The following is a 21,039-nucleotide window of genomic DNA, read 5'->3' as shown; positions in this document are numbered from 1 at the left end:
TTACTGTTAAAGCTCATTCCCTTACCCCCTGCAATACTATTCTGAAAGTCGTTCCCCTTCCCAGTTCCGAGTAACTGACAAAAATCCGTCCGTTGTGGTATCCTTCGATGATCCTTTTGGCCAATGTAAGTCCCAAACCCCAACCTCTTTGACGGGTGGTATACCCCGGATTGAACACCTTTTTATACATATTTTTCTCCATCCCTTTTCCGGTATCTTCAATATCCACAAAAACAAATTTCTCGCTTTCCTTCACGATACTGATCCTTATGGCTCCTTGCCCTTTCATCGCATCAACGGCGTTTTTACATATGTTTTCTATCACCCATTCAAACAGTGAACGGTTGATCATGGCATATATATTTTCGGCGTGGGTATTAAAATGTATGCTCACTTTACTGGAAAGCCGGGGTCTGAGGTAGTTGATGGCCTCTTCCACTACTTTATATACATTCTCCGGCTTTATTACTGGCGTGCTCCCTATATTACTGAACCTTTCCGTCACCATTTTCAGCTTCTGGATATCCTTGTCAAGTTCCAAAATCACTTCTTTGTTTTCTTCATACACCGGTGAGTTCTTCAGATAGTCTATCCAAGCCATCAGGGAAGCCAAAGGGGTTCCAAGTTGATGGGCCGTCTCTTTGGTCAGCCCGGCCCACAAGCGGTTTTGCTCCGCCACCTTGGACTGGTTAAAAAAAGCATAAGCCAGCAGTCCAAAAACCATGATCACGGATAATTGGACATATGGATAATACTGCAACCTTGTCAATAGATCTGAATTCCGGTAGTAAATGTAAATATCATCAAGCAGCTTGATGGGCTCATACAGGGTTCTCATCATCGAAAGTTCAGCCCTAAGCTGCGCGTTTTTTTCCTCCTCGGTGCTGTTTTTTCGAAATTTGATGTTTTTATATTCTATGGGGTTACCATCTGCATCCGTGGTGATTACAGGTATGGAATTGTTTTCCTGTATGATCACCTGGAATATGAAGGTGAGGTTGTCAGAATTAACAGAGGCATACTCCAATGCTTCGGCATAGAGGTCAATCTGCCTTTTTTCCCTTATCTTCAACTCCTCCACCAAGGTATTGGTGTAATAAATAGATCCCACGCTGATGATCAGCGAAAAAGCAAAAATGGCCCACTTCACTTTGCCTTTATTTTGGTAAAGGTCCAAAGAAGCCAAATCTTGAAATGTGTTTTTCATGTGTAGCGATACTTCCCCCGAACTTAGCTAAGTTCCAAAAGAGAAACAATAAACAGCATCTAATATTGCCCTGTGTGCAGACATTTTCAGGTTACTGGCGATTATTTACCAACTCCCGGCAATTGATTTGCAGGCCCCTTAACTTTCCCTTAGCCACTTCCACAACACTTTGTAGCCTACTTTTGTGCCATGAACCAGGATACCTATTCGATAGATTTTTCCCGCCACCCAGGTAGTAAACAAAAATCCGGACACCAATAACATCACGGAAAGGGCAAGTTGATCCCAGGGAACCCCGAAGCTTATCCGCCCCATCATGGCGACCGGGGAAGTAAAAGGGATGACAGACAACCAATAAGACACCTTACTGTTGGGATCATCCAATACGAAAATAAATAAGCCCATATAGGCGATGAGCAGGGGTATAGTCACCGGAAACATAAATTGCTGCGCATCAGAGGGGGTATCCACTGCCGCTCCAATGGCGGCAAAAAAAGCACCGTACAGCATATATCCCCCCACAAAATAGATTAAAAAGGCCATCACCAACTGGTAAAAATCAATACCTTGGATAAGCTGTAACACCTGGAACAAATCTTCTTTATCCTCTCCCAACACGTAATTCCCCTGGTTAGGCAAATCCATCATTTGCTGCTGCGGCATCTGCAAGCCAAAATAGCCCATCACCAGGGAAGAAACCACACTGATCAACAGGATCCATATCAGAAACTGGGTAAGGCCCACCGCGCCAATACCGATGATTTTTCCCATCATTAGCTGAAACGGTTTCAATGAGGAAACCAATATCTCGATAATTCTGCTGGACTTCTCTTCAATCACTCCCTGCATGATCTGGTTGCCATATACAAATATGAAGGTGTATATTAATATGCCTGCAAGGAAGCCTACCCCATAGTTGACTACCGAATTGGATATCCTCTCATTGCCTTGTTGTCCCACGATGATGGATCTGATATTGACCCTGGTCTGCAGAGAAGCCAATATTTCGGGATCGATCCCTGAAGCAAACAGCTTTTGTTCTTCAATTTTCCCTTTGAGATTGTTTTCCAGGCTAGTCATCATGGTAAGCCCGGGTATTTCTTCCGTATAAAAGGTAATGCCTGTGGGTTTATCCATATTGAGTTTGGGAATATACAAAAAACCATACCTCTTCCCCTTTTGGACAAGTTCCTTGGCGTCATCCCTGTCCAGACCGCCATAAGAAAACATGTACAGGTCATTGCTTTCCAAAAAAAACGTATTGTTGTCATCCACCACCTCGATTATTCTCAGGGAATCCTGCTGAATATCGCTCATGGCTATCCAGAGAAACACACCAAGAATGGTAGGGAAGACCAAAGGTGTAATCAGGGTAGCCAGCAGAAATGACCTCTTCTTTACCCGGGCAAGGTACTCCCTTTTAATTACCAGAAGAACTTTATTCGGCATGGCTTTCGTTGATTTTTTGAATAAAGATTTCCTCAATACTGGGTATGATCTCATGGAAGCCCAGAATTTCCCCATACTGCATCATTTCCTTTAGTAAATCATTGGGCCTTTGTCCGTTGAGAGGAATTTCGAAACTGAGGTGGTCCTCATGCACGGTCACATCTCCCCAGGGGGGGACAAACCGGTCATCATTTGGTATAATCCTTACTTGGAAGAGGTGGGTTTTGGATTGTGCTTTTATTTCCTTTATCGTGCCATCCAGTATCTTTTTGGAGCGGTTGATCATGGCAATATGATCGCAGAGCAGTTCCACAGACTCCATTCTATGCGTTGAAAGGATAATCGTCGTTCCCTTTCTTTTCAGTTCCAGGATTTCATTTTTGATTGTTTCCGCATTGAGGGGGTCAAATCCGGAAAAAGGCTCGTCCAATATAAGGAGGTCGGGTTCATGGATTACAGTAGCAATGAATTGCACTTTTTGGGCCATACCTTTGGACAGGTCCTGTATTTTGTTGTCCTTCCATTCTTCAAGTCCAAGTTTCCCTATCCATAGATCAATCTTTGCTTTTGCTTCTGCTTTTTTCAGCCCTTTTATCTGAGCAAAGTATAGCAACTGGTCTTGGACTTTCATGCCTTTATACAGGCCTCTTTCTTCCGGCAAATAGCCGATATTTCTTACATGCTCCATCCTTAAAGGGACTCCCTTTACCCAAATCGAGCCTGAATCTTTGTCAATAATTTGGTTCACGATCCTGATCAGTGTGGTCTTTCCCGCACCGTTTGGGCCTAATAGCCCGAACACAATCCCTTGTTCCACCTCCAAATCAAAATCCTGAAGGGCCACATGATTGCCGTAAGTTTTGTTCAGCGACCGGATTTTTAAAATTTCCAAGAAACCTAAAATTTTGAATAAATGATTGCCGGAAACGCCTAAAATCTACTGTACATTTCCTATAAATTCCTATTCCAAAGATACTGAACCTACCGAAACATCTATCAAAAAGGTCATAAGATTTTTGGCCTCCTCCCTATATCCCCTGCTCACGTATGTCTTATTTCCCACTTCCTTTAAATGCTTGGGCACCTTGGTCCTGCACATGGCTGTAGATTTTATTTTTACCAGATAAGGGAGGTTTTCGGAAGGAAGCCTGATATTCACCGAGCCAGCCCCCACAATGGTAGAAATTTGGCTCGCCTCCGCCATCATATCAGAAAACGAAAGGTTTACAGATCCATAGTTTACGTCAAATATCAGATTTCTCGCATTTGAATAATGCAAATCCTCTGCATAAATTGAGCCCATATTGATGGTGATCAAGAGGGAGTCCATCATCACGGAGTTGGGGATCTTCTTGGAATACGCCAAAAATACATCCGTAGATGCTGTTTTGATTTTACAGTTGGAAATCGGCAGGTTTGAAAAATCCAGGTTGGCCTTGCCTATTCCAAAATTCAGGTTTAAATTATATAAATAGTTGGCATCCAGGCCAATGTCCCATTTGTGGTCAAAGTCAGCATCCTTGCCGGAAAACAATTTATAAGAAAGGTTTCTTCCTAAACTCTCGGATTCAACATTTTTATGCTCAAGATGGGCATTAAGGACACCATCAGTCAAATCATGACTGAAAGCAGGAAGGATGTTAACTTTCCCAAGCTCTGCACGGGCCCTCAAGGGAATACCCAGGTAATCCCTTTGTAGGGATGAAACCCCCTTGTAACAGAAAAAATCAAAATTGACCAGGTTGACGCCGTTTTTTTCATTTACTTCAAACTGTCTGACAATCTGGGCCTGCGCAAATCCTATCAGTCCCGTAACCAGATAGAAAACTAGAATAAATCCCTTAAACATACGGAATAAATACGTCCCCCTTCCCAAAAGGTTGTTATTTGAAGCAAATAAGCCCCGGAAATTCCCGAGGCCCTTTTTGATTGGAAAAACTTCATTAGAATTCATTAGAAGAACTCTTTCACTTTGTCAAAGATACTTTTTTCGGATTTTCCCGGATTAGGTCTGAAATTCTCCGAATCCCTCAATGATTCCAGTTTTTCTCTTTCTTCTTTGGTAACCTGCTTGGGTGTCCATACATTGACATGAATGAGCTGGTCACCTCTTCCGTAACCGTTGAGTTCTTTGATCCCCTTTCCTTTCAGCCTAAGTATTTTGCCGCTCTGGGTGCCGGGTTCAAGTTTAATCTTCACTTTCCCATCGATGGTGGGCACCTCAAGGGTGGTGCCAAGTGCCACATCCACAAAACTCACGTAAAGATCATATACCACATTGTTCCCGTCCCTGACCAGTACTTCATCTTCTATTTCCTCAATCAGAATCAACAAGTCTCCGGGGATACCACCGGGAATCTCATTTCCTTTACCAGACAGGCTTAGCTGCATACCGTCAGCCACTCCGCCAGGGATATTGATGGGAATGATTTCCTCTTTCACAACCAGTCCCTTATCATCTGCTTCAGCAGGTTTTTTGTCGACAATCTGGCCACTGCCCCCGCAAACCGGGCAAGTACTGGCAGACACCATCTGACCCAACATGGTATTTACCACTTTTTTCACCTGCCCACTACCCTGGCAGGTAAGACAGTCTTTGAACGTCACCCCCTCGGCCACTACATGGCGTTTGACCCTGATTTTTTTCTCCACGCCGTTGGCCAGCTCTTTCAGGTTCAGCTTTAACTTTACCCGTAAGTTGGTGCCTTTTTTAGCTCTTCTGGAACTCCTGCTGCCTCCGAAAAAGGACTCAAAACCGCTGCCTCCAAAAATATCGCCGAACTGAGAGAAGATATCATCCATGTTCATTCCGCCTCCAAAGCCTCCGTTACCACCGAGGCCTTGGTGTCCGAATTGATCATACCGCTGTCTTTTCTCGGCGTTGCTCAATACCTCATAGGCTTCAGCAGCTTCTTTGAATTTCTCCTCTGCTGTGGCATCTCCCGGGTTTTTGTCCGGGTGGTACTTGATGGCCATTTTCCTATATGCTTTCTTAATCTCCTCCGCACTGGCATTTTTTGAAACCCCGAGAACTTCGTAATAATCTCTTTTTCCCATAAAATTTTAATTTCCTATTACCACTTTTGCGTAGCGAACCACCTTGTCCCCCAAAGTGTACCCCTTTTCCACTACGTCAACAATTTTCCCCTTTAGCTCTTCACTTGGGGCTGGGATCTGGGTAATGGCTTCATGATATTCAGCATCAAACTCTTTTCCCACCAAACCATCCATGGGCTCAAGTCCTTTCGATGCCAAAATTTTCACCATTTTATTATAGATAAGCCTGCTTCCTTCGCTGGCTTTGTTGTCTTCCGCACCATCCCCCTCAGCTTTGAAGGCACGTTCAAAATCATCCAATACCGGAAGAAGCTCCTTAAGCACGTCTTCGGAAGCTGTTTTGATCAAATCCAGCCGCTCCTTCGCTGTCCTTCTCCGGTAATTCTCAAATTCAGAATACAGCCTGACATATTTATCTTTCAATTCTTCGTTTTCTTTTGCCAATTTGTCTTCATCGTCCTCCTCTGATTCGGAAGTATTGTCACCACCCGACACATCCCCGGAGGCCATTTGCGCCTCTTCTTTCGGATTTTCGACTGTTTCTGTGTTATTTACCTCTTCTTCTTTTTCCAATTTATCTTTCTCCTCCATTATTTTATTGTGTTTTAAAAATCTCTATACATTAATCAATTAACCTGCCACACTGGATCAGTATGACATTCTGGCATTATTCCTGTAAAGCTTTCCAAATCATATCCTTCAATTCGTTGAGATGGTAACCGGTAACGGAAGAAATGAACAGAAAGGGCAGATCTTTAGGTATTTCTGTTTTCAACTCATCCATAAGTTCCTCGTCCAACATATCGGATTTTGAAACCGCAAGCAGCCTTTTCTTATCCAGAAGCTCAGGGTTGTATTTTTTCAGTTCATTTAACAGAATACGGTATTGGTTGCCAATGTGTTCAGCATCCGCTGGAATGAGGAAAAGTAATATGGAATTTCGTTCTATGTGCCTCAGAAACCTGAGCCCCAACCCCCTGCCTTCTGCCGCACCTTCAATGATACCGGGAATATCCGCCATCACAAATGAACGGTCATCTCTATAAGAAACCACACCGAGATGCGGCACGAGCGTGGTAAAGGGATAATGGCCGATTTCGGGTCTGGCGGCCGAGATACTTGACAACAGCGTGGATTTTCCCGCATTGGGAAAACCTACCAATCCTACATCTGCCAGTAGCTTCAGTTCCAGGATTATCCATTCCTCAATCCCTTCTCCGCCGGGTTGGGCATAACGCGGAGCTTGGTTGGTTGCAGTTTTGAAATGGTCGTTGCCCAAACCTCCCCTGCCTCCCTGCGTCAGAATATATTCCTGTCCGTTTTCTGTGATCTCACACCTGACTTGTCCCGTTTCAGCCTCTCTGGCAACGGTGCCGATAGGCACCTCAAGGATGACGTCCTGTCCATTGGCCCCTTTTCTCTTTCCTCCCTCCCCACCTTTTCCACTCTCGGCAATGACATGTTTTTTGTATTTTAGATGGAGCAAGGTCCAAAGCTGGGCATTCCCCTTTAATATAATATGGCCGCCTCTTCCCCCATCCCCTCCGTCAGGCCCCCCTTTGGGAACATGTTTCTCGCGGCGGAAATGGGCAGACCCCGCTCCCCCCGCTCCTGACCGGGAGCAAAACTTCACATAATCTATAAAATTTGATTCCGACACGCTGTTGGTGTTTTAAGATGAAGTCCCTTCAACAGAAAATCGTTTCTCACTGAACAACCGTAAAGTAAAGAAGCTGATTTCCCCAGGGTAATTTAACCATACATGGCTTTGTATTCTCCGGCGATACATCCGTTTTTTGGTACAAGCCCTTATTTTCCCGCATATGCTACAAACGAAATTGGCTAAGCATCAACAGCCTAGCCAATTTCAAAAGTGAATGCAAATTTAAGATTTATTTTTTAGGATCAATAATTATCTATCACCTTACATATCTTTGAAAATATTTCATCGATCCCGCCTACACCATGAATTTGTGAAAGTTTGCCCTGTTTCTCGTAGTAGTTGGCTACAGGAAGGGTTTCGTCCCGGTACACTTTTATTCTGTTATTGATCTTGTCATCAACCTGGTCATCCACCCTTCCCGATGTTTTTCCCCTTTCCTTGATCCTTTTTTTAAGCTCTTCTTCAGGCACTTCCAAGGCGATCATGCCGGAAATGTCCATTCCCTTATTCTCTAAAAGTCTATCCAGCGCTTCTGCCTGTGCCACCGTTCTGGGAAATCCGTCAAATATAAATCCCTGAGGGTCCTTGGTATCGTTTATCTTGTCATCCACCATCCCAATCACCACCTCGTCAGGCACAAGGTTACCTTCGTCCATATATTTTTGGGCAAGCTTGCCCAGTTCCGTGCCTTCTCCCAGATGCTTCCTGAACAAATCTCCCGTTGAAATATGGTCTATTTTATATTTAGCAATCAGTTTTTCACTTTGAGTTCCCTTTCCGGCGCCAGGAGGGCCAAATAAAACGATGTTAAGCATATCAGTAATATTTTATCTATATAATAAATTAAAATTTAGCTCTTCAATTGATAAATGTGATTAAGATTCCTCCCCAAGCCGTCATAATCCAGTCCATACCCTACAACAAAAGCATCGGGTATCTCAAACCCCAGGTATTTGATCTTTATCTGTTGTTCTAAGGAAGCGGGTTTCAGCAACAAGCTGGCTATTTCTACACTGGCAGGCTCCTGCTCTTGCACCATTTCCAAAATATATGCCATACTCTTCCCTGTATCCACAATATCTTCTACAATGATGACATCCCTGCCTTTTAATACCCTATCCAGACCGACCAATTTCTTAATTTCCCCGCTTGATCTGGTGGCTTGGTAAGATGATATTTTAATAAATGAAACCTCGATGGGAATGTTAATGGATTTAGCAAGGTCAGAGATGAACATAAAGCTTCCGTTCAATACAGCCAGCAGCAGGGGTTCTTTGCCCCTATAGTCCCTTTCAATGTTTTTTGCCAGTAGGGACACCCTTTCAAGCACCTTGCTTTCATGAATATAAGGCTCGAAACGCCTATCTTTTATTTTCACCATACCTGCAATAAAAAACGAAAGACCAGGCCTGGGGGCCGATTTTTAATCCGAAGAAAAGACATTTTCCTTTTCATTACAAATTGCACATTAAATATTGATACATTTTTATCATACATTCAAGATCAAAATAAGCCACTTTTTCCCGATGGGAATGTGCATTCTCCTCAGGTGCGCCTATAAAACACCAGTCCATGGGGTAGGGGCTGAGTTGTATTTCCCGGCCATCACTGCTGCCATGCGCCTCCACCTCCAACTGATACGGTATGCCGCTTTTGTCCGCCAATTCCAATATCCTGTTCAGGTATACCTTCCTGGGGATATACCTGTCCCTCATTGACACCACGACCCCCTTGTTAAAACCGACACCATCAGTGACCCAGGTTACATCAGAAATCAAAGCCTGCCTGATTCCCCAATTTTCATAAATAAATTTAATCAGAAAAGGCATTGCCCCTCCCCCATGTTCCTCGTAGGTTGAAAACACAATAATTCCATCTTCCAAGGTCTCGCATAATTTCAATAGATTATATACACCAATACGATTATCCAAATAGGCGGCCTCTATAAAGCCGTCATCTTCGTAAATATGTTGTTCAAAAGAAAGGGATGTACCTCTTTGAATAGCCCTGGGAAAATCATGAAATATATTACCATCTCTCAATTCCGCCTTACACCGAATAATCCCTTGTGCATCTTCCCCTATCAAAAAGGCAGACTCATCCAGTTCAGGACCTCCCACGGGCACTAATTGGTTCTCGTACCTTACCGTAAAACCTACCGTATCCATATGGGCAAAGGCAACAGTTCTGGGCTTTCCGAATACCAAAACTATATTTTCATGAAATTTCTCTCCAAAATATAGTTTGGGCGTAACTTTCCATGAAGAACTACGTTGTAGAACGTATTCAACAAGGAAACGGCATATTTTGGCTTCATCACCAGAAACCCCTTGTATACTTAAAATTTCTTTTAATAAAATATCCATTGGCATAGTTTATGTAAAAATATTTTATAAATTTCGGCTCAGAAAACGTTTTTATGGAAAGTATTCGCTAAGATGTTTAAAGTTCTCGTAAAAAAATATACATTTGTACTGTAAACTGATAAATGAAAATCAATTAGGAATCAAAATCAATTAAACACTGAAATGTTGTAAAAATTTTTTATCATGAAAAAATTAATACTATCGACACTAATGGTTGGTGCTTTAGCAGTAGGTGCTAATGCTCAAGACGACGACTTCAACAAATGGTCAATCGACATCAATGGAGGATTTAATAAACCAATGGCTCCTTTAACCGTTGGGTATTTATCTCCTTCCTTAAATTTAGGACATGCTGATCTAGGGGTCAGATACATGTTCAATGAAAAATTTGGTGCAAAACTTGATTATGGTTTTGGAAGGTTTGTAAACGCAAGTAGTACTGACGACTACGCTACATTTCAAACCAATTATTACAGGGTAAATCTCCAGGGTGTTGCCAACTTAGGTAGGATAATGAACTGGGAAACCTTTAGCCAACGTGTTAACCTGTTGGGTCACTTTGGAGCGGGTATTGGAGCCATTACTCCTAAAGAAAACCAGTTCGCCGATGACACCGATATGGTATACAATTTTATAACCGGCTTTACAGGACAATTTAAAATAAGCGAGAGAGTAGCCCTTAACGGTGACGTAAGTACCATCATCAATGGCAGACAGTCTACCAACTTTGATGGGGCCGGTGATGTTCCTTTGGAGGATATTCACGGTGCCAATGCGGTTTGGTGGACAGGTACCCTTGGACTTTCTTTCTACCTTGGAAGCGGATCTACCCATGCTGACTGGTATATCAGGGAGAGCAAATATGCCACTAAGGAAGAATTGGCTACCCAAATCGGTGAAATCAGAGACATGTTGAAAGACTCCGATGGTGACGGTGTTCCGGATTATCTGGATAAAGAGCCTAATACTCCTGCCGGAGCAAGAGTTGACTCTCATGGTAGAACCCTGGATTCTGATGGTGATGGTATTCCTGACCACCTTGACAAGTGTCCTTTCGTTCCCGGACCAGCTTCATTGGACGGATGCCCGCCAGAAGATACTGTTGAAGAAGTTGACTACCTGAGAAAAGCAATCAACGATGGTTATGTAAATGTTTACTTCGCATTTGACAGTGCCAGACCACTTGGATACTCCGCCTCTGCTGCCAATTACGTCGCCAACTTCATGAAGAGAAACCCAGGGGTTCAAGTTGAACTGAAAGGTTATGCCGACGAAATCGGTCCAGAAGACTACAACATGAAGTTGTCAGAAAGAAGAGCCAAGTCCGTGTATGATATTCTGATTGCAGCTGGTATCGATGCTTCCAGACTGACCTACAAAGGTTATGGTGAAGACACCAGTGTGGACAGAAGATCTTCTGAAGCCCGTCAGCTTGCAAGAAGAGTTAGCTTTGAAGTGAAATAATTCTCATTAAATAAATAATTTAAAACCCGGTCTTAAAAGATCGGGTTTTTTTATTTTAATTTGTCGATTATGTTTATCCTAAACCAACAAAACTCCATCGCCAACCATTTTTTGGCTGAACTACGGGATATTCACCGTCAAAAAGACAGGCTTAGGTTCAGGAAAAACCTAGAACGGCTAGGGGAAATAATGGCCTACGAAATTTCCCGGGAACTTGAATATCAGCCATCTTCTATCGAGAGTCCTTTTCAGAAAGTAGAAGTCAGCCTCATTACCCAGCAGCCAGTTATCATTACGGTGATGCGGGCATCCATTCCGTTCTATCAGGGGGTGTTGAATTTTTTTGATGGAGCAGACAGCGGTTTTGTCGGAGCCTTCAGAAAAGAGCTTGAAAACAAGGAGGCGCCTGTTGAAATTGATCTAAAATATATCGCCGCGCCGTCGATAAACAACAGATATGTAATCATTGTAGACCCCATGCTGGCAACGGGAAAATCATTTGTACAAAGTATAAACAACCTCTTATCCAACAACGGTACGCCAACGGAAATCCATATTGCCTCCGTGATAGCTACGCCAGAGGGTATCGATCATATCCGACAAAACCTTAAGGTTCCTCACAGGTTTTGGACCTGTGCGCTGGATGAGGAACTCAATGCCCACTCCTATATCATTCCGGGCTTGGGTGATGCCGGAGATCTTGCCTTTGGTCCAAAACTTTAAAACTTCGTGAGTTATGACCTATCTTTTGCTATTGCTAGGGCTATTGGTCCTCTTACTGGGAGGTAAATTTCTGGTTGACGGGGCATCTGCTATCGCCGCCAGAATGGGGTTAAGTCCCGGCTTGATTGGTCTTACTGTTGTGGCGTTTGGTACTTCTGCCCCTGAATTGCTGGTATGTATCACTGCTGCATTGAAAGGTGCCAATGATATTACCATGGGAAATGTCGTTGGAAGCAACATTTCCAATATCACATTGGTATTGGGTCTGAGCGCTTTGGTATATCCTATTTTCCTATCCAGGTCCACCCTAAAATTGGATTATCCCTTTACCCTGATCAGTTCTGTTCTGTTCTTTTTGATGGCATTTAATGGAAAAATCAGTCTTTTCGAGGGCCTGGTTTTGCTGTTTTTTTTGATTTTGCTGAATTGGTACTTTTTCAAGAAAATAGAACGCGTGGAGTTTTCTGAAGATGATGCGTTGATTCTGAAAAAAAAATCAAAGTGGCTGTCCCTTCTCATGATCATCATGGGTGCTTCCGGGCTTTATTTGGGATCGGAATTGTTCGTGGAAAACGGCAGTCTCATCGCTCAAACTTGGGGAATAAGTGAAAGGGTTATCGGTATCACGGTTATTGCCGTTGGAACCAGCCTTCCCGAATTGGCTACCTCCATTCTCGCAGCCGTAAAAAAGGAAACGGACCTTGCTCTAGGGAACATATTGGGAAGCAACATCATGAATGTACTTTCCATAGTCGGATTAACCGCCGTGATCAAACCTATTCAGGTGGCACCGGAATTTATCTATGGGGATTTTTTATGGATGCTGGGCTTCACCCTCATCCTCTTGCCAATAATGAGAATTAATCTAACCATTTCAAGAATCAATGGAGCACTTTTGTTGTTGCTGTATTTGGTATACCTTTATGTCCTGATTGTATGATTGAATACCTGGCAACTTTCTTCGGAATCTATATTCTTTGCCTGTTCAAATTTATTGCAGGTCCTTTGCTGGGAACTGCGGCAGGTTACAGCATTATAGAAATCGAACTGGTCACAGTTTCGGGGATGATGACTTCTGTCATTGCCTTTACTTACCTGGGTGAATGGATAAGAAAAACATGGACCATTAAAATCAAAAAAAAACAAAAAAGGTTTACCCGACGCACCCGAAACATCATTAAAATATGGCAAAAGTTCGGGGTATGGGGGATAGCCACACTTACTCCTTTGATTTTTACACCTATCGGGGGAACTATTATCTTATCATCCTTTGGCATTGACAAGAAAAAAATCATCTTCAGCATGGCCCTAAGCGGTATGTTTTGGGCGCTTTTTTTTGGGCTTACCATTCACCAAATTGTTGATCTCCCTTTGTTCAAACATGTCTGGGGATAAAAAAGCCCGGCAAAGAACCGGGCTTTTCCTGAACAAAAAAATGGGCATCTATTTTCCTTACTGTACGGAGACTATTTCCGCTTCAAAAAATATAGGTGTAAAGGGTTTCACCAAGTCAATCTGCTCTCCCTTATCCACCAAATCCTTTCGAATTACCTTGGGCACTATTTGAATGGATCCGTCATAGGAAGCAAAAGAGGTGGCAATCACTTCTATCTTTTCATCAGGATATACCCCATTCAAGCTTTTATTCAAAAATTCAAGAGGTGAGTTTCCAACAGAGACTGTAGGCCTGGTAGCGGTGGTTGACTCAAATGTGACTGCGGAAGCTCCGAGCTCATAAAGCTTAAAATTAAAGGACACATTGCTTCCTGTTTTAGAAAGGCTTTTGCTATCGTCCCCGGCTGCAACTGTCCGGGCATAGATTCCCGTATCTATCAGTTCAAAGCCTTCCAACTCGTTTTCCTCAATATATTGCTGAATCATTTCTTCCTCCCGCGCCCTGAGCTCGCTCTCTGAATATTTTTTGACATATTTTACCTTGATTACCAAATTAGATGCGGCAAGAATCAACTGCTGGTAGCTATAATTCCCAAAGGCCAAATAAGACGGTGAATAAACCATCAACTCCTCCCCTTCACGGGCCAAAAGGGCAGCATGTCCCAACACGATGGGCCATATCCCTTCATTACTTATTTTAAAAATAACAGGTTCTTTTGACTCATCCAGATGGGAATCAATCAGATGCCCATCTATGGTTTTTATCTCATAATAAATGCCCACATGGTCGCCGTTTACAAACTGGGGTCCACCAGGTTCCTCATTGATTTTTCGGTAATAAAATCCCTGCTGGGTTTTTGTAGCATCAATGTTGTTGCTATTGATGTAATTCTCCATAATGGCGTTATCACGCTCTATGGCCCTTTCAAGTTCCGATTCTGTTTCCTTCAAACAAGCGGTCATCAACAGAATCAGACCTAAACTTAAAGCATATTTACTCATTGTAATCATTATATTGAAGTATGGTTTGTTTTCATTTTTTAAGGTTAAAGTTCATTCGAAGGTTTAATCCCCCGATAGAAAACTGCTGGTTGACAAAAGTAAGATTCCCAAGCGGCAATTTATAAAACGGCTCGAATGAAATAAACAGCTCATTATTGAGTTTATACTCATACCCGAAAGAAAGGTTTAGCATCCCTGCCAAATCCGCGGAATTTTCTCCCGACTGCGGTGTAACCACGTTGCTGAATTCCTGAACTGACTGGGCGAATTCCAGACCACCGGCAGCCGTATTGGTTCTAAACAAAGAATTGGTCTGGACCGTCTCCACTGTTTTTTGGTCCAGGTAAACCATGCTGGACAGGCCTGTGATCAGGTAAAGCCCGGTTTTATCTTTCTCCAATACTTTATACTTAAGATTCACGGGTATGTCCAAACTGGCAAAATTCAACTCGTAACTGGAAGCGATGAAATTGCTGTTGGTCATGGCATCGGCCATCAATGTAGTCCTTACCTGTTGGATGTTCTGGGGATTGAGGTTTTGCCTTGCATAAGCTATCCCCACGTCCAGCTTGAGTTTTCTGGAAAGTGAAAATTCTGACATAATCCCGGCTCCAAGGTTCATGCCGGATACCGGATTGGAGTTGGCCTGAGGGGAAACCATCAGGCCCAGTTTTAAAGACTCCGACCGGCTTTCATTCTCACTTCCTGAAAAAACATCTGCCTGATTTTCCGCCTTCCACTGGTCAATCACCGACTGCGCTTCCGTCTCTTCCATAGAAGAACTTCCTTCTTTCCTTTCCAGCAACCCTGCCTCTGATTGTTCCTTCGTATCATCTGTAAGTGCTAAAAGATCCTGCTCTGATTCCTGCGCTATTTTTTCTATTGAAGCATCCAAGGAAGCCATATCTACGACCGAAGGTGTGTCCCCGGTTTCCGCGACCGGTACACCATCAGCCACCCGCGAGAGAGCCCCGGTTATTTCCTCCACATCACTGCTTGGTTTATCCACAGGGGATACTGCCGCCACATTCCGTTCCCCTTCAACCCTTTGTCCCGAATCGTTTTGAATCTCTTTGGATTTTTCAAAGGAATCCCTTTCTGCTTCCGTAATCGTGGGGGTTTTCTCCAGGGATAGGGAATCTGAAAGTGATCTCAAGTGATTTTCAATGTCGTCCTGTTTTGGGAAATATACCAAAACCAATAGGAGGCTGGCGGCAATGCCAGCAGTCACAAACGGCCAAAAAGCCACCCATCCCTTTCTCTTAGGCTTAAAATAAGCCTTGGAAAGCTTTTCCCATTCCCTGGGATCAAACGGCTCCTCATGATGATCGAAGGAGCTTTTGATTTTCTCCACCAGCCTTTTATCGAACTGCTCCTTCATTTCTTATATGGTTTAACGCTATCACTTTCTCCCTCAATTTTTCTTTGGCTCTGGCCAAATAAGTTCTACAAGTACTGGATGGTATACCCAGTCTTTCACTGATTTCATCGTGCTTATAGCCTTCAATCTCATACATGTTGAAAATTATTCTCAGTACTTCCGGAAGTTGTCCCAAAAGGTACAGAATGTCTTTTTGGGACAATTCATCAATCACATTGGGATCATACGTTTCCGCAGTTGCCTTCTCAATATCCAATGTGGAATTGTATTTGAAGTTTTTTCTATAATAGTCCACCGAAGTATTGATAAGAATTTTCCTGAACCATCCTTTAAAAGAATTTCCTACTGAAAATTGCTCTATATTATCAAACACTTTCATGAAGCTGTCGTTTACAATTTCACATGCCTCTTCCCTGTTTCCGGAGTACCTTAGGGCAATACTCATAGCATAGCCATAAAAGTGCTTATAAAGCCTTTCTAACGATCTCGGATCCCCATTTTTGGCTTCTTGTATAAGGTCTGTCTCCAAAAGCGTTTATTTGTTATATCGCAGGTGTATTACAATGACGCATCCAATCAGGAAAACGCTACAAAAAAATCAAAGAATTTTCTGTCTATCAAAAATTAAAGTTTACGGTCTGTTTTATATCAGGATGAAGGCTCAACGCCACAGGACAAGTTTTCGCCGCATTTTTTAATTTTTGAAGTAATTTATCATCTTTTATAGGTTTCTCCCAATTCATGTCAACAATGATCTCCTGAATTTTCCGAGGATTGGCCTGCATTACTTTGGTTATTTCCCAGGCAAGCCCTTCCAGGTGTAACCCTTCGCGTTCCGCTATTATTCCCATGATGGTCACCATGCAGCTCCCCAAAGCCCCGGCCACCAGATCTGTCGGAGAAAAAGCCTCACCCTTTCCGTTGTTGTCCACAGGGGCATCGGTGATGATCTGCTCACCCGACTGCAGGTGTTCGGCCCTGGTTCTAAGATTTCCCTGGTAACTGCTTTTGATAGTTGGCATAATCTGATTATTTTTAATTCACAATCCAAACAATGGTACAAATTTAGCGTTAAATTCATGATCATGTATGGCCACTGAAATGAAATATCCTGTCTTACTGCTTTTTCTTTGCTGTTTGAATTCATTCGCGTTTGCCCAGAGGGAAGACGCCGGTGATTATGATTATGATAAGGAAGTATTGTTTGGCATTAACAAAAACACAAACGGCGGGCTGATCGGCGGGATAAACCTGAAAATCGGATCAAGGATCGACGACAATCTTTTTCAATTTTTCGCCTTGGAACTGGCGAATGTAAAAAACCCCAAAGAGGTAAGGTACAACACAGTGCTGGGCAACAGCTATATTTTCGGAAAATCCAACTACCTCTATGTCATCCGGCCGCAATACGGCAGAGAAGTGCTGCTCTTTAAAAAAGCTCCCCATCAGGGGGTACAGATTTCCGCCCTGGGAGCCATAGGTCCGACTTTGGGATTGATTTCCCCTTATTTTATCGAATATTCACTGAGCAGAACAGAGACCATCCGGCAACAATACGACCCGTCCATCCACCAGAGCCGTTTCAACGTACTCGGTCCCGGAAGGCTCTTTGAAGGCATAGGGGATTCTGAAATTGCCTTTGGAGGCCATGCCAAAGCAGCCATGTCCTTTGAATTTGGCTTTTTCAAATCCAATGTAACCGGCGTGGAACTCGGTTACCTCCTTGAAGGTTTTAATAAGGAAATCCCTTTGATGCCTACCACAGAGAACAGGCAGATATTTCAGTCTGTTTATTTCACCTTGTTCTATGGGTTCAGAAGGTAGGTCACTTCAAGGTTTTGGGGATAGCCCAAGAATAATTAATTTTGTGCTCATCTAAAGTATCGCCATGATAGAATTACCTGTTATTTCCGAAGAAAGCACCAAAAGAAAAAAACCCAATTGGTTAAGGGTAAAGCTCCCTGTCGGAAAAGAATATGCGAAAGTCCGGAAATTGGTTGACGAACATAAACTGCATACCATCTGTGAAAGCGGCAATTGTCCCAATATGGGAGAATGCTGGGGAGCAGGTACCGCTACTTTTATGATACTGGGCAACGTCTGTACCAGATCCTGCTCTTTCTGTGCGGTAGCCACCGGCAGACCGCCCGAATATGATGCCGATGAGCCCAGAAGGGTAGCGGAGGCCATTCACCTGATGGGGGTCAAACATGCTGTCATCACTTCTGTCAACAGAGACGAACTTAAAGACAGGGGAGCCGAAATATGGTATCAGACGGTGGTGGAAACTAAAAGGCTTTCACCTTCCACAACCATTGAAACGCTTATTCCTGACGTAAAAGGGAATTGGGATGCCTTATACCGGATGATAAGTGCGGGACAGGAAGTGGTCTCCCACAACATGGAAACTGTAGAGCGTCTTTACAGAAGGGTAAGGCCCCAAGCCAAATACGTACGATCTCTGGAACAGATTAAATTGACAAAAGAATACGGGAAACGTACCAAAACCGGAATCATGCTGGGTTTGGGAGAGAAAGAAGACGAAGTACACAAAGCCATGGACGACCTGGTAGCGCATGGATGTGACATTCTCACTTTGGGCCAATATCTCCAGCCCACTAAGATGCACATTGAAGTTGCCGCATTCATCCACCCCGACCAGTTTGACGCTTATAGGGAGGAAGGATTGAAGAGAGGATTAAAATATGTGGAATCAGGACCGCTGGTAAGATCCTCCTATCATGCGGAAAAACATGTCAACGTCTGACGGCAGCATCATATTTTTAAGCAGTGGCAATTGTCACTGCTTTTTTTCTGCCCATTTTATACTTCAAAAATAAATAACCGTTTATTTTTTGTAATTTAATGGATATATTTTAAGCTTAATTGTTATCAAAACAAATTGAAAATGGGTACTGTAAAAATACTGTTGCCATCTTTTATGATTATGATCATTCTTCTTTTCAGCTGTTCGCCGAAAACCGCTTCCCAGTTAAGTAAATCAGAACAACGGCAATGGGAGCAACAAAAAAAAGAGATGAGCGCAGAACAGTTTAAGACTGTAGTGGAAGGTTACGAAACCGTAAAAAAGGAAAATAATACGCTGGAAAGAAAAGCAAAAGAACTTCAAGAATCCGGTGAAAAGAAGGATAAAGAAATACAAAGACTCTCGGCTTCGCTTATCCAGGCACAAAGTCAGGTCGATGCTTTGAAGAATGATGAGCAATCCGGGAAAAGAAAAGTATCTGATCCGGAGTGGGAGAAAGGCGTGGTCTTTCGTGTACAATTGGGAGCGTTTGACGATTATGATCTGAGAAATATGACCCAGCAGGGGAGTGATCTCGAAATCATTGATGAAGACGGCTATATCAAATACATTTTGGGCCAGTTCAGGGATTATGATAACGCCAATCTTTTTAAGAAAAAATTACGCAAAATCGGCGTAAAGGAGGCATGGATTGTTCCTTATAAGGATGGCAAACGTGTGGCCCTGAAAGAGGTCTTGGATCAGGTAATCGATTGATTCCAAAGGAGCAATCGAGGAGCACACCTCGTGAACCTGTTTTTTGCATCAATTATAATTAACCACTTTTGGCTTTCGAGCAGGTTTGTTTTGTAATTTCGACCCTATGGATTTTAGATGGATAATAAAGGATAAGGCAAATCCTGATACCGTGGAACAGCTCAGCAGTGAGATCAATGTCAACCCGACATTGGCCAATATGCTGGTGAACAGGGGTATAACTGATTTCCAAAAAGCCAAGGAATTTTTCAGGCCGGATCTGGATAAACTGCATGATCCCTTTCTTATGAAAGATATGGACAAAGCGGTAACCCGTCTGGCAGAAGCCATCACTAAGCAGGAAAGAATACTTATCTACGGGGATTATGATGTAGACGGAACCACATCGGTTGCTTTATTTTATGGCTTCTTGACCGAATTTTATGATAACGTCTCATTTTATATACCTGACCGCTACAAGGAAGGCTACGGCATTTCGGAAAAGGGAGTCTGCTACGCCGCCGACAACAAATTCAACCTGGTGGTGTCCCTGGACTGTGGCATCAAAGCGCTTGATAAAATAAAACTTGCCAATTCCTTAGGCGTCGATTTCATCATTTGTGACCATCACACACCGGGAGAGTTCCTGCCTGATGCCGTTGCGGTTCTGGATCCCAAAAGACCTGACTGTCCTTATCCCTATAAAGAGCTGAGTGGATGCGGGGTAGGCTTCAAGTTGATACAGGCGCTTGCCATGAGATCAGGTAAAAACCCGGCTGCACTGTATTCTTACCTTGACCTCGTTGCGGTAAGCATTGCGTCAGACATCGTGCCCATCACGGGGGAAAACAGGATTTTGGCCTACTATGGGCTGGAACGGATCAATAACAACCCGCGGCCTGGCATAAAAGCCTTAATGCTAAAAGGCAAGGTGGACAAAGACATCAACATTACTGATATTGTTTTCAAAATCGGTCCCCGCATCAATGCCTCAGGAAGACTGGAACACGCCAAAGCATCCGTTGAATTACTCATAGCCAGAGATTTGGATGAAGCCGTGAGGCGGGCCGAATTGGTAGAAGATGTCAATGCCGCCAGAAAGAACTTCGATGAAAACATCACCAAGGAAGCCTTACAGATGATCCAGGTAAGGGAAATCAATGGGAGTTTTAAAAGCACCGTGTTATTTAAGGAAGATTGGCACAAGGGTGTGATCGGCATTGTGGCCTCCAGGTGCATTGAGAGATACTACCGTCCCACAATCATCCTGACCGAGTCAAACAACAAGGCCACAGGAAGTGCCAGATCTGTATTCAATTTTGATATTTATGAAGCCATAGAAGCCTGCAGTGATTTATTAGAACAGTTTGGCGGACATAAATATGCCGCGGGGCTCACGCTTGCTGTTGAAAATGTCCCCGCTTTCCAACTGAAATTTGAAGAAGTGGTAAGCCAGCGTATTGCAGAAATCCACCTCAAGCCAACCCTGGAAATCGATGATGAACTTATTTTGGACCAGATCAATTACCGCTTTTATAATATTCTGAAACAAATGGCTCCTTTTGGGCCCGGCAACGCCGAACCGGTTTTTTGTGCCAACCAGGTATACGCAGAAAACGTAAGGATATTAAAAGACAAACATCTCCGTTTTGAGATCGTACAGGATGGCCAAAATACCCGTCCGGTATGTATAGGTTTTGGCTTTGCCAAATACTACGATTTTTTAAACAGTAAAATGCGGTTTAATATTGCATTTGAATTAAGAGAAAACACCTTCCGTAATACCAGCAGCCTGCAGTTATACGTGAAGGATATTAAATTTGACTGATT

22 protein-coding genes are annotated in these 21,039 nt (G+C 43.2%); 8 read left to right on the top strand and 14 right to left on the bottom strand.

Features of this window, described 5'->3' with window-relative positions:
* Positions 1-13: 13 nt before the first annotated feature.
* The 10 genes from ACFPFU_RS05955 to ACFPFU_RS05910 all read right to left on the bottom strand — a co-directional run bounded on the left by ACFPFU_RS05955 (position 14) and on the right by ACFPFU_RS05910 (position 9,748).
* On the bottom strand, positions 14-1,207 hold the full coding sequence (locus ACFPFU_RS05955) for a sensor histidine kinase (RefSeq protein ID WP_377062499.1): 1,194 nt from the start codon (positions 1,205-1,207) through the stop codon (positions 14-16).
* Positions 1,208-1,345: 138 nt separating this feature from the next.
* Entirely contained in the window at positions 1,346-2,656 is a 1,311-nt protein-coding gene (locus ACFPFU_RS05950) for an ABC transporter permease (RefSeq protein ID WP_377062497.1), read from the bottom strand.
* Complete coding sequence (locus ACFPFU_RS05945; protein ID WP_377062495.1) at positions 2,646-3,548, bottom strand: ABC transporter ATP-binding protein; 903 nt, start codon at positions 3,546-3,548, stop codon at positions 2,646-2,648. The genes ACFPFU_RS05950 and ACFPFU_RS05945 overlap by 11 nt, the downstream gene beginning before the upstream one ends.
* 69 nt (positions 3,549-3,617) lie before the next feature.
* On the bottom strand, positions 3,618-4,505 hold the full coding sequence (locus tag ACFPFU_RS05940; protein WP_377062493.1) for a hypothetical protein: 888 nt from the start codon (positions 4,503-4,505) through the stop codon (positions 3,618-3,620).
* A 104-nt stretch (positions 4,506-4,609) separates the two neighbouring features.
* On the bottom strand, positions 4,610-5,713 hold the full coding sequence (gene dnaJ / locus ACFPFU_RS05935; protein ID WP_377062491.1) for a molecular chaperone DnaJ: 1,104 nt from the start codon (positions 5,711-5,713) through the stop codon (positions 4,610-4,612).
* Positions 5,714-5,719: 6 nt separating this feature from the next.
* On the bottom strand, positions 5,720-6,304 hold the full coding sequence (locus tag ACFPFU_RS05930) for a nucleotide exchange factor GrpE (RefSeq protein ID WP_377062489.1): 585 nt from the start codon (positions 6,302-6,304) through the stop codon (positions 5,720-5,722).
* A gap of 76 nt (positions 6,305-6,380) precedes the next feature.
* Positions 6,381-7,373: a GTPase ObgE gene (gene obgE / locus ACFPFU_RS05925; RefSeq protein WP_377062487.1), complete on the bottom strand. Its 993-nt coding sequence runs from the start codon at positions 7,371-7,373 to the stop codon at positions 6,381-6,383.
* 245 nt (positions 7,374-7,618) lie between these two features.
* Entirely contained in the window at positions 7,619-8,191 is a 573-nt protein-coding gene (locus ACFPFU_RS05920) for an adenylate kinase (protein WP_377062486.1), read from the bottom strand.
* Between the two features lie 35 nt (positions 8,192-8,226).
* Positions 8,227-8,757 (bottom strand): hypoxanthine phosphoribosyltransferase, encoded by a 531-nt coding sequence (gene hpt / locus ACFPFU_RS05915; protein WP_377062484.1) that lies wholly within the window; start codon positions 8,755-8,757, stop codon positions 8,227-8,229.
* Positions 8,758-8,830: 73 nt separating this feature from the next.
* Positions 8,831-9,748 carry an aminopeptidase gene (locus ACFPFU_RS05910; protein WP_377062482.1) on the bottom strand — a complete coding sequence of 306 codons (918 nt, stop codon included), beginning with the start codon at positions 9,746-9,748 and terminating at the stop codon, positions 8,831-8,833.
* A gap of 177 nt (positions 9,749-9,925) precedes the next feature.
* Between ACFPFU_RS05910 and ACFPFU_RS05905 the strand changes: the two genes are divergently transcribed.
* The 4 genes from ACFPFU_RS05905 (at position 9,926) to ACFPFU_RS05890 (ending at position 13,324) form a co-directional block, all read left to right on the top strand.
* A complete protein-coding gene (locus ACFPFU_RS05905; RefSeq protein ID WP_377062480.1) occupies positions 9,926-11,206 on the top strand; it encodes an OmpA family protein in 1,281 nt (426 codons plus the stop codon).
* A 69-nt stretch (positions 11,207-11,275) separates the two neighbouring features.
* Positions 11,276-11,929 carry a uracil phosphoribosyltransferase gene (gene upp / locus ACFPFU_RS05900; RefSeq protein WP_377062478.1) on the top strand — a complete coding sequence of 218 codons (654 nt, stop codon included), beginning with the start codon at positions 11,276-11,278 and terminating at the stop codon, positions 11,927-11,929.
* A gap of 13 nt (positions 11,930-11,942) precedes the next feature.
* Complete coding sequence (locus ACFPFU_RS05895; protein WP_377062476.1) at positions 11,943-12,869, top strand: calcium/sodium antiporter; 927 nt, start codon at positions 11,943-11,945, stop codon at positions 12,867-12,869.
* Positions 12,866-13,324 (top strand): hypothetical protein, encoded by a 459-nt coding sequence (locus ACFPFU_RS05890; RefSeq protein WP_377062474.1) that lies wholly within the window; start codon positions 12,866-12,868, stop codon positions 13,322-13,324. The genes ACFPFU_RS05895 and ACFPFU_RS05890 overlap by 4 nt, the downstream gene beginning before the upstream one ends.
* Positions 13,325-13,381: 57 nt before the next feature.
* On the opposite strand, the gene ACFPFU_RS05885 is transcribed toward ACFPFU_RS05890, so the two are convergent.
* The 4 genes from ACFPFU_RS05885 to ACFPFU_RS05870 form a co-directional block, all read right to left on the bottom strand.
* Positions 13,382-14,326, bottom strand: coding sequence for an FKBP-type peptidyl-prolyl cis-trans isomerase (locus ACFPFU_RS05885; protein ID WP_377062472.1), 945 nt, complete (start codon positions 14,324-14,326; stop codon positions 13,382-13,384).
* Between the two features lie 31 nt (positions 14,327-14,357).
* Positions 14,358-15,707 carry an outer membrane beta-barrel protein gene (locus ACFPFU_RS05880; RefSeq protein WP_377062470.1) on the bottom strand — a complete coding sequence of 450 codons (1,350 nt, stop codon included), beginning with the start codon at positions 15,705-15,707 and terminating at the stop codon, positions 14,358-14,360.
* Positions 15,688-16,236: an RNA polymerase sigma factor gene (locus tag ACFPFU_RS05875; protein WP_377062468.1), complete on the bottom strand. Its 549-nt coding sequence runs from the start codon at positions 16,234-16,236 to the stop codon at positions 15,688-15,690. The genes ACFPFU_RS05880 and ACFPFU_RS05875 overlap by 20 nt, the downstream gene beginning before the upstream one ends.
* 88 nt (positions 16,237-16,324) lie before the next feature.
* Complete coding sequence (locus tag ACFPFU_RS05870) at positions 16,325-16,729, bottom strand: OsmC family protein (protein ID WP_377062466.1); 405 nt, start codon at positions 16,727-16,729, stop codon at positions 16,325-16,327.
* A 67-nt stretch (positions 16,730-16,796) separates the two neighbouring features.
* On the opposite strand from ACFPFU_RS05870, the gene ACFPFU_RS05865 reads away from it, so the two are divergent.
* The 4 genes from ACFPFU_RS05865 (at position 16,797) to recJ (ending at position 21,037) form a co-directional block, all read left to right on the top strand.
* On the top strand, positions 16,797-17,531 hold the full coding sequence (locus tag ACFPFU_RS05865; protein WP_377062464.1) for a hypothetical protein: 735 nt from the start codon (positions 16,797-16,799) through the stop codon (positions 17,529-17,531).
* Positions 17,532-17,595: 64 nt separating this feature from the next.
* Positions 17,596-18,474 carry a lipoyl synthase gene (lipA, locus tag ACFPFU_RS05860; protein ID WP_377062462.1) on the top strand — a complete coding sequence of 293 codons (879 nt, stop codon included), beginning with the start codon at positions 17,596-17,598 and terminating at the stop codon, positions 18,472-18,474.
* 141 nt (positions 18,475-18,615) lie between these two features.
* Positions 18,616-19,230: a hypothetical protein gene (locus tag ACFPFU_RS05855; protein ID WP_377062460.1), complete on the top strand. Its 615-nt coding sequence runs from the start codon at positions 18,616-18,618 to the stop codon at positions 19,228-19,230.
* A gap of 106 nt (positions 19,231-19,336) precedes the next feature.
* A complete protein-coding gene (gene recJ, locus ACFPFU_RS05850) occupies positions 19,337-21,037 on the top strand; it encodes a single-stranded-DNA-specific exonuclease RecJ (RefSeq protein ID WP_377062459.1) in 1,701 nt (566 codons plus the stop codon).
* Positions 21,038-21,039: the final 2 nt, after the last annotated feature.

Source organism: Negadavirga shengliensis (assembly GCF_042652345.1).
Classification (GTDB): Bacteria; Bacteroidota; Bacteroidia; order Cytophagales; family Cyclobacteriaceae; genus Negadavirga; species Negadavirga shengliensis.
Note: the sequence above shows the minus strand (reverse complement) of the source record. Positions and strands in the feature narration are given on the sequence as shown.

What these genes read in the sequence shown, in the direction of transcription:
- upp (WP_377062478.1), top strand. Translation starts at nt 11,276, where the DNA reads ATGTTTATCCTAAACCAACAAAACTCCATCGCCAACCATTTTTTGGCT.
- ACFPFU_RS05865 (WP_377062464.1), top strand. Translation starts at nt 16,797, where the DNA reads ATGGCCACTGAAATGAAATATCCTGTCTTACTGCTTTTTCTTTGCTGT.
- ACFPFU_RS05855 (WP_377062460.1), top strand. Translation starts at nt 18,616, where the DNA reads ATGGGTACTGTAAAAATACTGTTGCCATCTTTTATGATTATGATCATT.
- ACFPFU_RS05870 (WP_377062466.1), bottom strand. Translation starts at nt 16,729, where the DNA reads ATGCCAACTATCAAAAGCAGTTACCAGGGAAATCTTAGAACCAGGGCC.
- ACFPFU_RS05920 (WP_377062486.1), bottom strand. Translation starts at nt 8,191, where the DNA reads ATGCTTAACATCGTTTTATTTGGCCCTCCTGGCGCCGGAAAGGGAACT.
- ACFPFU_RS05950 (WP_377062497.1), bottom strand. Translation starts at nt 2,656, where the DNA reads ATGCCGAATAAAGTTCTTCTGGTAATTAAAAGGGAGTACCTTGCCCGG.
- ACFPFU_RS05910 (WP_377062482.1), bottom strand. Translation starts at nt 9,748, where the DNA reads ATGCCAATGGATATTTTATTAAAAGAAATTTTAAGTATACAAGGGGTT.
- ACFPFU_RS05940 (WP_377062493.1), bottom strand. Translation starts at nt 4,505, where the DNA reads ATGTTTAAGGGATTTATTCTAGTTTTCTATCTGGTTACGGGACTGATA.
- ACFPFU_RS05930 (WP_377062489.1), bottom strand. Translation starts at nt 6,304, where the DNA reads ATGGAGGAGAAAGATAAATTGGAAAAAGAAGAAGAGGTAAATAACACA.
- ACFPFU_RS05905 (WP_377062480.1), top strand. Translation starts at nt 9,926, where the DNA reads ATGAAAAAATTAATACTATCGACACTAATGGTTGGTGCTTTAGCAGTA.
- dnaJ (WP_377062491.1), bottom strand. Translation starts at nt 5,713, where the DNA reads ATGGGAAAAAGAGATTATTACGAAGTTCTCGGGGTTTCAAAAAATGCC.
- recJ (WP_377062459.1), top strand. Translation starts at nt 19,337, where the DNA reads ATGGATTTTAGATGGATAATAAAGGATAAGGCAAATCCTGATACCGTG.
- ACFPFU_RS05885 (WP_377062472.1), bottom strand. Translation starts at nt 14,326, where the DNA reads ATGAGTAAATATGCTTTAAGTTTAGGTCTGATTCTGTTGATGACCGCT.
- ACFPFU_RS05895 (WP_377062476.1), top strand. Translation starts at nt 11,943, where the DNA reads ATGACCTATCTTTTGCTATTGCTAGGGCTATTGGTCCTCTTACTGGGA.
- ACFPFU_RS05890 (WP_377062474.1), top strand. Translation starts at nt 12,866, where the DNA reads ATGATTGAATACCTGGCAACTTTCTTCGGAATCTATATTCTTTGCCTG.
- ACFPFU_RS05880 (WP_377062470.1), bottom strand. Translation starts at nt 15,707, where the DNA reads ATGAAGGAGCAGTTCGATAAAAGGCTGGTGGAGAAAATCAAAAGCTCC.
- hpt (WP_377062484.1), bottom strand. Translation starts at nt 8,757, where the DNA reads ATGGTGAAAATAAAAGATAGGCGTTTCGAGCCTTATATTCATGAAAGC.
- lipA (WP_377062462.1), top strand. Translation starts at nt 17,596, where the DNA reads ATGATAGAATTACCTGTTATTTCCGAAGAAAGCACCAAAAGAAAAAAA.
- ACFPFU_RS05955 (WP_377062499.1), bottom strand. Translation starts at nt 1,207, where the DNA reads ATGAAAAACACATTTCAAGATTTGGCTTCTTTGGACCTTTACCAAAAT.